The 10,715-nt window shown below is 63.6% G+C and carries 11 protein-coding genes and 1 pseudogene; 3 read left to right on the top strand and 9 right to left on the bottom strand.

Going from position 1 to position 10,715, the window contains the following annotated elements:
* Window positions 1-49: 49 nt before the first annotated feature.
* Window positions 50-942, bottom strand: a pseudogene (locus tag CQW31_RS07305) (class I SAM-dependent methyltransferase).
* A 33-nt stretch (window positions 943-975) separates the two neighbouring features.
* A complete protein-coding gene (locus CQW31_RS07310; protein WP_099814185.1) occupies window positions 976-1,872 on the bottom strand; it encodes a DMT family transporter in 897 nt (298 codons plus the stop codon).
* Between the two features lie 133 nt (window positions 1,873-2,005).
* Between CQW31_RS07310 and CQW31_RS07315 the strand changes: the two genes are divergently transcribed.
* The 3 genes from CQW31_RS07315 to CQW31_RS07325 all read left to right on the top strand — a co-directional run bounded on the left by CQW31_RS07315 (window position 2,006) and on the right by CQW31_RS07325 (window position 5,178).
* A complete protein-coding gene (locus tag CQW31_RS07315; protein ID WP_054884153.1) occupies window positions 2,006-2,443 on the top strand; it encodes an Lrp/AsnC family transcriptional regulator in 438 nt (145 codons plus the stop codon).
* A 457-nt stretch (window positions 2,444-2,900) separates the two neighbouring features.
* A complete protein-coding gene (locus tag CQW31_RS07320; protein ID WP_099814186.1) occupies window positions 2,901-4,433 on the top strand; it encodes an NCS1 family nucleobase:cation symporter-1 in 1,533 nt (510 codons plus the stop codon).
* A gap of 16 nt (window positions 4,434-4,449) precedes the next feature.
* Complete coding sequence (locus CQW31_RS07325; RefSeq protein WP_054884155.1) at window positions 4,450-5,178, top strand: aspartate/glutamate racemase family protein; 729 nt, start codon at window positions 4,450-4,452, stop codon at window positions 5,176-5,178.
* Between the two features lie 103 nt (window positions 5,179-5,281).
* On the opposite strand, the gene CQW31_RS07335 is transcribed toward CQW31_RS07325, so the two are convergent.
* From CQW31_RS07335 to CQW31_RS07365, 7 genes are all read right to left on the bottom strand, one after another.
* Window positions 5,282-6,475, bottom strand: coding sequence for a D-amino acid dehydrogenase (locus tag CQW31_RS07335; protein ID WP_099814187.1), 1,194 nt, complete (start codon window positions 6,473-6,475; stop codon window positions 5,282-5,284).
* 44 nt (window positions 6,476-6,519) lie between these two features.
* Window positions 6,520-7,182 (bottom strand): histidine phosphatase family protein, encoded by a 663-nt coding sequence (locus CQW31_RS07340; RefSeq protein WP_099814188.1) that lies wholly within the window; start codon window positions 7,180-7,182, stop codon window positions 6,520-6,522.
* A 241-nt stretch (window positions 7,183-7,423) separates the two neighbouring features.
* Window positions 7,424-7,762 (bottom strand): FKBP-type peptidyl-prolyl cis-trans isomerase, encoded by a 339-nt coding sequence (locus tag CQW31_RS07345; protein ID WP_054884158.1) that lies wholly within the window; start codon window positions 7,760-7,762, stop codon window positions 7,424-7,426.
* Between the two features lie 80 nt (window positions 7,763-7,842).
* Window positions 7,843-8,250, bottom strand: coding sequence for a GFA family protein (locus tag CQW31_RS07350; protein WP_099814189.1), 408 nt, complete (start codon window positions 8,248-8,250; stop codon window positions 7,843-7,845).
* Between the two features lie 76 nt (window positions 8,251-8,326).
* Entirely contained in the window at window positions 8,327-9,115 is a 789-nt protein-coding gene (locus tag CQW31_RS07355; RefSeq protein ID WP_099814190.1) for a PhzF family phenazine biosynthesis protein, read from the bottom strand.
* A 42-nt stretch (window positions 9,116-9,157) separates the two neighbouring features.
* Window positions 9,158-10,096, bottom strand: coding sequence for a 2-hydroxyacid dehydrogenase (locus CQW31_RS07360; RefSeq protein ID WP_099814191.1), 939 nt, complete (start codon window positions 10,094-10,096; stop codon window positions 9,158-9,160).
* 201 nt (window positions 10,097-10,297) lie between these two features.
* Window positions 10,298-10,714: a hypothetical protein gene (locus tag CQW31_RS07365; protein WP_099814192.1), complete on the bottom strand. Its 417-nt coding sequence runs from the start codon at window positions 10,712-10,714 to the stop codon at window positions 10,298-10,300.
* Window position 10,715: the final 1 nt, after the last annotated feature.

A 10,715-nucleotide genomic window follows, 5' to 3' on the forward strand; every position in this document is an offset into this window, starting at 1 on the left:
TGTACCTGTGGGAGCGGCTTTAGCCGCGAAGAGGCCGGTACGGGCAACATCAAACCTGGCGGAATACCAGGGCCTTCAGCCCCCCCGCCGGGTCTACGTCCGGAAACTCCGGCGGATTCTCCAGCCGCTCGACGAAGGCCAGCGAAGGCGCCTGCTCCGCCATCCCCTCGATCAGAAACTCCGGCCCGATGCCCGGGTCGTTGACGCAGGCCAGCACCGTTCCACCCTCACTCAGCAGTTCCGGCAAGCGCCGCAGGATCTTGGCGTAATCCTGGGTCAGCACGAAGCTGCCACGCTGGAAGGTCGGTGGGTCGATGATGATCAGGTCGTAAGGCCCGTACTTGCGCACCTTGCCCCAGGACTTGAACAGTTCATGCCCCAGGTAGGCGACCCGCGACGCATCGTGCCCGTTCAGGCGATGGTTATCGCGTCCCCGCGACAGCGCTGCCTTGGCCATGTCGAGGTTCACCACCTGCTCGGCACCGCCAGCGATCGCCGCCACCGAGAAACCACAGGTGTAGGCGAACAGGTTGAGTACCCGCTTGCCCGCCGCCTGCTCGCGCACCCAGCGACGACCGTAGCGCATGTCGAGGAACAGGCCGTTGTTCTGCCGTACACCCAGGTCGAGCAGGTAGGTCAGGCCATCCTCGACCACCTCGCGCTGCTGACAGGCAGGTAACGGTGCTGGATGAGGATCGCCTGGCCAGTCCATTGCGGGCGTTCGGCCAGGTTGCGCAGCATGGCTTCCAGTTCCGCCAGCTGACCCTCTGGCGGTTCGCGGAACAGCGCCACCGACAGCACACCCTGCAGCCAGTCCACCGTGACCTGCTCCAGGCCCTCCCAGCAGCGGCCGCGGCCGTGGAACAAGCGGCGGGTTTCGGCAGGAGCAGGGTCAAGGGCAGCGAGCAGGTGCTGTTCGAGGGTGTGCATCGGCGAGGTCATGGCGGGTCGCAAGCAAGTGAAAAGGCCGCCATTCTACCCCTTGGCCGGTACTTGTGCAGATCGGAACCACCAGCCTTGCTGCATGCCTGCTGCCGCCAGCAGGATCAACACTACCCCCAGCCACTGCAACGGCGCCAGGCGGTGCCCGAAGGCCACCCAGTCAACCAGGATCGCGGCAATCGGGTAGATGAACGACAACGCACCGGTCAATGCCGTCGGCAGGCGCTGGATGGCGCTGTACAGCAGCACATACATCAACCCGGTGTGGACCATGCCCAGCGTGACCAGGCTGGCCAGCGCCGAGGGCTGGCCAGGCAGCCCGCCCAGGTTCACCCAAGGCGCCAGCAGCAGCACCCCGGTGGCGACCTGGATCAAAGCGATTAGGTGCGGCGGCGTACCTTTGAGCCGTTTGATGATCAGCGCGGCGATCGCGTACAGCAACGCCGCACCCAGCGCCAGGGCAATGCCCAACAGGTAGTCCTCGCCACTGGCCTGCCCCGCGCCATGGGCGCTGACGATCGCCAGCATGCCCAGGAATGCCACGCTCAGCCAGGTGACCTTGGCGGCAGTGATCTTCTCGCCCAGAAACAGCGCCGCCAGCCCCACCAGCATGAACGGCTGGACGTTGTACACCGCCGTGCCGATGGCAATCGAAGCCCGCGAGTAGGAGGCGAACAGCAGCACCCAGTTGCCGACGATGGCCACGCCACTGGCGATGGCCAGCAGGAATGCCGTCCGGGTGATCACGCCAGGCTTGAGAAAGCCGAATGCCGCGCAGATCGCCAGCAAGGTGCCGGTCCCGAACACGCAGCGCCAGAACACCACTTCCAGCACCGGCTGCCCTGACACCAGCACGAACCAGCCGATGGTCCCGGAAATCAGCATGGCAGCGACCATTTCCAGCGAGCCGCGGCGTAATGAACTGTCCATCTCACACCTCCCTTTGATGATGGCCATAGTATGCGGAGGGTCACCGTGCACCTTCCAGCGGATATCCAAGGCGGATCAGCCTTTTCACCTTTACTATCAAGGCAACTTTCAAGATTTGCCTGACGAGGTACGCATGACCGACGCCATCGACCAGCTGCTGATCAACGCCTTGATGGAAGACTCCCGCCGCTCGCTCAAGGCGCTGGCGCAGATCAGCGGCCTTTCAGCCCCCAGCGTCAGCGAACGCCTTCGGCGCCTGGAGGAACGCGGTGTGTTGCGCGGCTACACGGTGGAGATCGATCCGCGCAGCTTCGGCTACCAGCTGCAGGCGATCGTGCGCATTCGCCCGCTGCCAGGGCAGTTGCAGGAAGTGGAGCGACAGATCATCGCCATCCCTGAGTTCACCGAATGCGACAAGGTCACGGGCGAGGACTGTTTCATCGCGCGGCTGCATGTGCGCTCGATGGAGCAACTCGACACTTTGCTCGACCGGATCAATGTGCTGGCCGAAACCAACACCGCAATCATCAAGAAAAGTCCGGTGAAGCGGCGGTTGCCGCCGATGGACTGAATGTATCCACTCACACGGCTAATTGGCTATTTTTTGTACACAAGAATGTCACCTTAGGTGCCATTTTTGTGTGCACTTTTCAAGATAATGCCCCAATACGTTACACATCTCGCGCCACTAATTCTGACCATATGATCAACTAATCATTCAACTAAAAAATTAAACCTGTTCAATTGGTCAACTTATATTCCCTTCATTTCATAAACTTAAGTTTCAACTGCTTAGATTCAAATTAGTGGCTCCCGGAATTTGGTTTTTCTCTGGCATGGAACTCGCTTTTGTGTGTTCGTGTTTTGTATACAAATTATACGAAACATAAATACACAAGAACTCGCGAAGCCGGCCCAACGCCGGCCACCGCGCCCAGAACCCAGTGATGCCAAGCTGCACCGACGAGATGGCGAGCCCGTGCGCATGCCCGCTCATCGCAGTCCACGTGCATCAGGAGCCTGCCGGAATGAGTACCAGCCTCGACCTTGCCCCTGAACTATCCGTCGCCAGCACCAGCCCGTCTTCCAGCCTTGCAGGCGATATGCCGCCACTGGGCCTCAGCCCACGCCTGCACAATCGCGACCTCGCACCCACCCGTATCGAAGGCCGCCGCTGGGGCCGCTACAGCATCTTTGCGCTGTGGACCAACGATGTGCACAACATTGCCAACTACTCCTTCGCCATGGGCTTGTTCGCCCTTGGCCTGGGTGGCTGGCAGATCCTGCTGTCGCTGGCGATCGGCGCGGCACTGGTGTACTTCTTCATGAACCTGTCCGGCTACATGGGGCAGAAGACCGGCGTGCCATTCCCGGTCATCAGCCGCATCGCCTTCGGCATCCATGGTGCACAGATTCCGGCGTTGATCCGCGCGGTGATCGCCATCGCCTGGTTCGGTATCCAGACCTACCTGGCATCGGTGGTACTGCGCGTGCTGCTCACCGCCGTGTGGCCGCAAGTGGCCGGCTACGACCACGACAGCATCCTCGGCCTGTCGAGCCTGGGCTGGGTGTGCTTCGTGGCGATCTGGCTGGTGCAGTTGGTGATCCTCGCCTACGGCATGGAGATGGTGCGCCGCTACGAGGCCTTCGCCGGCCCGGTGATCCTGCTGACCGTGGCCAGCCTGGCAGTGTTCATGTTCGTCCAGGCCGACGCACGCATCGCCTGGTCGGTGACCGAGCCGCTGTCCGGCTATGAGATGTGGCGCAACATCTTCGCCGGTGGCGCCCTGTGGCTGGCGATCTACGGCACCCTGGTGCTGAACTTTTGCGACTTCGCCCGCTCCTCGCCGTGCCGCAAGACCATCCGCGTCGGCAACTTCTGGGGCCTGCCGGTGAACATCCTGGTGTTCGCCATGATCACCGTGGTGCTGTGCGGTGCGCAGTTCCAGATCAACGGCCAGATCATCGACAGCCCGACCCAGATCGTCGCCAGCATCCCCAGCAAGCCATTCCTGGTGCTCGGCTGCCTGGCGTTCCTGATCGTCACCGTGGCAGTGAACATCATGGCCAATTTCGTCGCGCCCGCCTTCGTGCTCAGCAACCTGGCGCCACGCCACCTCAACTTCCGCCGCGCCGGCCTGATCAGCGCGACGCTGGCGGTGCTGATCCTGCCGTGGAACCTCTACAACAGCCCGCTGGTGATCGTGTACTTCCTGTCTGGCCTGGGTGCCCTGCTCGGCCCGCTGTACGGGGTGATCATGGCCGACTACTGGTTGCTGCGCAAAGGCCGGATCAACGTGCCGGAGCTGTACACCGAGAACCCGGCCGGCGCCTACCACTACAGCAAAGGCATCAACCTGCGTGCCGTGGCCGCCTTCGTACCGGCAGCACTGCTGGCCATCATCCTGGCCTTGGTGCCGAACTTCCACGGCATTGCGCCGTTTTCCTGGCTGATCGGCGCCGGCATCGCGGCCGCGGTATACCTGCTGATCGCCCCGCGTAACCGCCAATACCACGATATCAGCGGCGAGTGCATCGCCGTCGACCACAGCAGCCATTGATCAAGGAGGATTGCCCATGCGTATTCTGATTGCCAACGTCAATACCACCGAAGCCATCACCGAGGCCATTGCCGAACAGGCGCGCAGCGTCGCCGCGCCGGGCACGCAAATCATCGGCCTGACCCCTTGGTTCGGCGCCGAGTCGGTGGAGGGCAATTTCGAGAGCTACCTGGCCGCCATCGCCGTGATGGACCGCGTGCTGGCCTATGACGGCCCGTACGATGCGGTGATACAGGCCGGCTACGGCGAACATGGCCGCGAAGGCCTGCAGGAGCTGCTCGACGTGCCGGTAATCGATATCACCGATGCCGCCGCCAGTACCGCCATGTACCTGGGCCACGCCTATTCGGTAGTGACCACCCTGGACCGCACCGTGCCGCTGATCGAAGACCGCCTGAAGCTGTCCGGGCTGTATGACCGGTGTGCCTCGGTGCGCGCCAGTGGCCTGGCCGTGCTGGAGCTGGAAGCAGACCCGCAACGTGCCGTTGCGGCGATCGTCGAGCAGGCCGAACGTGCCGTGCGTGACGACAAGGCCGAGGTGATCTGCCTGGGCTGTGGCGGCATGGCCGGGCTGGATGAACAGATCCGCCAGCGCACCGGGGTGCCAGTGGTCGATGGGGTGAGCGCGGCGGTGACCATTGCCGAGTCGCTGGTGCGGATGGGGCTCAGCACGTCCAAGGTGCGAACCTATGCCACACCAAGGACGAAGAAAGTAGTGGGCTGGCCGATGAAGTTCGGACGCTAGACTGTACCGGCCTCTTCGCGGGCACGCCCGCTCCCACAGGGACTGCACAGCCCTCAAGACCTGTGCGATACCTGTGGGTTTACCCGCGAAGAGGCCGGACCAGTCAACACAGCATCCGAGCCAGTCGCTCCCCGCTGCCACACGCCAAAGTAAAGCCCAAGGCCCCATGCCCGAGGTTCAGCCACAGGTTGCGATAGGCTGAAGCCCCGACGATGGGCACCCCGGTCGGCGTCGCCGGCCGCATTCCCGCCCACTCCACCGCCTTAGTGTAGTCCGCTGCCTGTGGCAAGGTCTCCAGCGCCTGGCGCCGCATGCTGTCGAGCCGGCGCGCATCCACTGTTTCGTCATAGCCAACGATATCTACCATCGCCGCCACCCGCAGCCTCTGATCAAGCCGTGCATAGACGATCTTGCGCTCGTAATCCGTGATGCTGATCTCCGGCGCCCGGTGCACCGTGGCGATCGGTGCCGTCAGGCTGTAGCCCTTGAGCGGGTAGACCGGCAGCCGCAACCCAGGTAGCGCCAACCCGGCACTTCGATGGCCGGCGCACAGTACCAGGCGCTCGACGTCCACCTGCTTACGCCCCAGTTGCATTGCCACCACCTGGTCATCACGGCTGATCAGGCGGGTGACTGGGCTGCCGAGCAGGAACCGGCACTGCCCGGATGCGCGCAGACGCTCTGCCAGCCGCTCGCAGAAGCGATGACAGTCGGCGACTTCTTCATCCGCAGTCAGCACGGCGCCAACAAAGGGCGCGTCGGCCAACGCCGGCTCCAGCGCCCTGACCTCGCTGGCACCGAGCACCCGTTGACGATCGGGGTCGAGCAGATGGGCCCGGCCATGGGCGAACGCCCGCTCACTGCGAAATGCCACCAGCTTGCCGTTCTGCCGCCAGGCGAAGTCACTCAGCCCGTCGTCTTCACGCCAGCGTTCCAGGGTGGCCTGGCTGTGCAAGGCCAAGTCCAGCAGCTGCGCCGCGTTACGCCGATTGACACTGCTGCGGCAAGCCATCACGAACTGCAGCAACCAGCGCCATTGGGCAGGGTCCAGGCGCAAGCGCAGGCGCAGCGGCGAGTCGCCGCGCAAGAGCCAGCCAAGTGCCTGCCACGGGACACCGGCATCGGCCAACGGCGCTACATACCGATAGGAAAGCTGCCCGCCATTGGCGAAGCTGGTCGCCGAGGCCAACTGGTCTCGCGCCTCGACCAGCACCACCGACAAGCCTTCGCGCACCAGCGCATAAGCCGTCGCCAGGCCGACCACGCCACCGCCAATCACCGTCACCCGCTGGGTCATTGTTCATCCCTGTCTGACTGCCCTGCCACGACAGTAACAGCGGATCAGGTCGGGCAGCTATGGGCACCGCCATCCAGGCCCTGACGAACGTTACGGCTGAGCAGGCTGGCCTTGCCGTCGTGCCAGGTCAGAGTCAGGACGTAGAGGGTGTCGAAATCGTCGCCATTCCAGTCTTCGGTGATCACCCGCTCATCGCCCAACGCCTTGCCGGCCACGGTGTTGATCAACTCCGGCAGATAGCCGTGGGACCAGGCGGTATAAACCGTGGCATTGCGGTACTTGTCGCTGAGCAGTTCATCGGCAAGTTCGTCGGTGTCGTTGGCAGCAAAGTCGATGTTGACTGGCAAACCCAGGCGGATGGCGCTCGGGGTGATGGTCATCAGCGGGCGAATGTAGCTGTAGCTCTGGTCCTGGCTGCCTTCCTCGACATGCCGCGAGGGGTTGGCCGCAAACACGTAATCCGCCTTGCCGAAACGCTCTGGCAACAAGGTGGCCAGGTCCAGCGCGCGGTTGAGCCCCTGGCAGTTCAATTGCCCCAGGCCTTCACCTGGCTTCTCGGCATGGCGCAGGAATACCAGCGTCTGGGTGCCATCGACCGGTTGCGCGCGGCTTTCGACCACTTCCAGTGCCAGCGGCACAGCCGCGGCGACGAGGGCCAGGCTGAGCATCAGGCGGCGGCGACGTCGAATGAAAGATGGCAACTTCATGAGGGCAGGCTCTTGTGGCAAAAGGTATCTGGGTACCCGCCACATTGCCCCGCGGCCCATGCCGCAGGGCATCCGTGTTGGTGATTGCCATCCCTGGCAACGAGCAGGACTCAGAGTGTCCTCAACCCGTTTGGTTCCTCCCTGAGTGTGGATGCCGTTCCCTAGGCAAGGATTACGTTAGAGCAGGCGTGTTGCGGAAATATGTACACCTTGGGTTTTGCACCTCCCAGCCCCACCGCAATCAATCATCCCGCGTCAGCACTTCCAGCAACTCGATCTCGAAGGTCAGATCCGAATTCGGCGGTATCGCCCCCACGCTGCGCTCGCCATACCCTAGATGCGCTGGCACCTGAAGCTTGCGCTTGCCACCCACGCGCATGCCCATCAGGCCCTGGTCCCAGCCTTTGATGACACGCCCGGTACCAATCACGCACTGGAAGGGTTTGCCGCGCGACCACGACGAGTCGAACTCGCTGCCGTCGGCCAGCCAGCCGGTGTACTGGGTGGTGATCAGGGCGCCTTTGACGGCGGCCTTGCCGTCGCCTTCGACGAGGTCGATGATCTGCAGTTCACTGCTCATGGGCATGCTCCAACGCTGAAATTCAAGGGCGCCCTTTTCTCAGGAATGCACGTGTTTGGCAAGTTCGCATGAGCAATGGCTCAGCCAAGCTGCTCGAACGCTTGCTCGCCGGTCAGCTCCTTGGTCTGGTTGGCGAAGCAATACCAGGCGGGCTTCTGCTCGACGAAAATCTGCAAGTCGAAATCCCAGGCCTCGTCGCCATCGAGCAGGCCTACCGGGACCGCATAATGGTCCTTGTCCTTGAGGCGGTAATACAGGTGCGTGCCGCAACCGCTGCAAAAACCACGCTGGGCCCACTCGGACGAGTCGTAGACCGCCGGTGGCCGCCCTTCGAAGACCGGCGCCTGGCTGCAATCCACGACCAGCAGCGGACCGCCGGTCCACTTGCGGCACATGCCGCAATGGCAAGCGCTGATATGGGTATTGTCGACTGTGGCGCGCAGGCGGGTTTCACCGCACAGGCAGCTGCCGCTTTTTTCCAGGGCCATGATCGGGCTCCTTGCTGGCTGGGCCAGCAAGTATAGATCGGGCCCTGCCACACAGCCGCCAGCCCCACCGGTTCGATCAGATGAACACGCTGCCGCGCAGGTACAAGGCCGCACGCCCACTGATGATCACCCGGCCATTACCAGGAACGTCACAGTGCAATTGCCCCTTGCGCGCCCCGCCCTGCTCGCAGCTCAGCGACGACTTGCCCAGACGCTCGGCCCACAACGGTGCAAGCGAGGTATGCGCCGAGCCGGTTACCGGGTCTTCATTGACCCCGACCCGCGGGCCGAACCAGCGGGTGACGAAGTCGAAACCACGCCCAGCGGCCGTGACCGCGATGCCTCGCACGTCGAATGCCGACAGGGCGACGAAATCGGGCTTCAGCGGCGCGAGCAGCGCAGCGTCATCGACCACCACCACATAGTCGTCGGAGCGATACACCGCCTTGGCCGCACTCAGGCCAAGCGCCTCCAGCAACCCGGCTGGAACGTCCACGGCTTGCGGCTGCTTGGCCGGGAAGTCCATGGCCAGCAGGCCATCGGCGCTCCGGCTGACCCGCAGTTCGCCACTGCGGGTGTTGAAGCGCAGCACTTCGGCTTGCTCACCCAGCTGCTCGAACAGTACGTAGGCCGCGGCCAGTGTGGCATGGCCGCACAGGTCGACTTCGACGCTGGGGGTGAACCAGCGCAGGTCGAAGGTTGCGCCATTGCGTACGAAGTAGGCTGTTTCAGACAGGTTGTTTTCTTCGGCGATGCGTTGCAGCACATCGTCTGGCAACCAGCTTTGCAACGGGATCACCGCCGCCGGGTTGCCACCAAAGGGCTCGGCGGAAAAGGCATCGACCTGGAAAATTTCGAGTTGCATCAAACGCTCCTTGTGATCCGGCCATGCCGGGGTATTGAAGGGTTATGCGCGGACTGGCGTGAGTACCGGTTCGCCGGCAAAGAAGGCCTGCAGGTTGCGCAACACCAAGGTCACGGTGTCGCGTGCGGCCTCGGGCGACTGGCCGGCCACATGAGGCGTGAGCACGGTATTGCCGAGGGCCTTGAGGGCATCTGGCACGGCCGGCTCGTCATCGAACACATCGAGCGCGGCGCCCGCCAGGCGGCCTTGTTCAAGGGCTGATACCAGGGCCTGGGTGTCGACTACGCTGGCCCGGGCGATATTCACCAGATACCCCTGCGGGCCCAGCGCCTGGAGCACCGGGGCATCGACCAGATGGCGGGTGTTGGCGCCACCGGGGGTGGCCACGACCAGGATGTCGATGGCCTGCGCCAGGTGCAACGGGCTGTCGTACCAGGTGTAAGGGACGTCAGTACGTGGGGTGCGGCTGTGGTAGCTGATGGTCATGTCGAAGCCCAGGCTGGCGCGCCTGGCGATGGCCTGGCCCACCGCGCCGAGGCCCAGCAGGCCCAGGCGCTTGCCGCTGACCGAAGGGCTGATCACCCGGTTCCACTCGCCACGACGAGTGCTGGCGTCGGCGCGAGGAATATCGCGCAACAGCGCCAGCAGCATGGCCATGGTGTGGTCGGCAACAGCCGCGGCATTGGCGCCAGCGCCATTGGTGACAGTGATGCCACGGGCGGCAGCGGCGACCAGGTCGACCTGCTCGTAACCAGCACCGATCACGCAGATGATCTGCAGCTTGGGCAAGGCGGCGATTTCAGCGGCGGTCAGGCCCAACGGCCCGCGGGTCAGCACGGCGTCAATCTCGCCGGCATGGCGCTGGATGGCGTCGCTGCGCATCTGCGGGGACGGGGCACGAATCAGGCGGTAGCCGGTCTGTTCCAGCAACGGCAGATAATCGTCGACGGTTTCTACCAGTACCAGGACAGTTTTGCGCATGCCACCTCCTTCAATATCAGAGGGGCATTATGCGGAGTAACTGGCCGGTACAGTCAATGGGGAAAACAGCGGGGAACTGTACTGTATGGGTGGTCCGGGTCATAGGGTGTCAGGACTTCCATGTGCCTGCCACAACATTTTCAGCGCCTGTGAGATCGAGCGCCGGACCTCTAAAGGCGAACACCCGCAGCCCCCAAAAAACTACTGCCCGTAGGCGCGCCCCAATCCACCCGGCACACCACTGCTGTCAGTTGCCTGCCATGGCCCATCCGGGTTCAGCGACCAGCTCCAGCCATTGTCATAGTGGTAGTAGGTACGCTGCCGGTAAAAGACATTGGTCTTGTTCTCCAGCACATACACCCCGAGCTTCGGGTCCCAGTGGCTGGCGCCACCCGGCGGTGGTGCGAAGCTGGCGGAGGTCCGTGGCATCGGCTTGGGAATCGCCGCTGGCTTGCTCGGCTTCGACGGCTGGCCACCCGGCAGCGGCTTTACCGCTGGCCCCTGGCGCGGTGGCACGGTCTCGGCCGGCGGCGACGGCTGTTCGTACGGCTGCTGCACCGTACACGCGGACAAACCCAGGGCCAGGGTGATCAGGGTCAGGCGGACGGTGCTATGCATG

This window comes from Pseudomonas sp. 382, from assembly GCF_002759075.1.
GTDB classification, from domain to species: domain Bacteria; phylum Pseudomonadota; class Gammaproteobacteria; order Pseudomonadales; family Pseudomonadaceae; genus Aquipseudomonas; species Aquipseudomonas vlassakiae.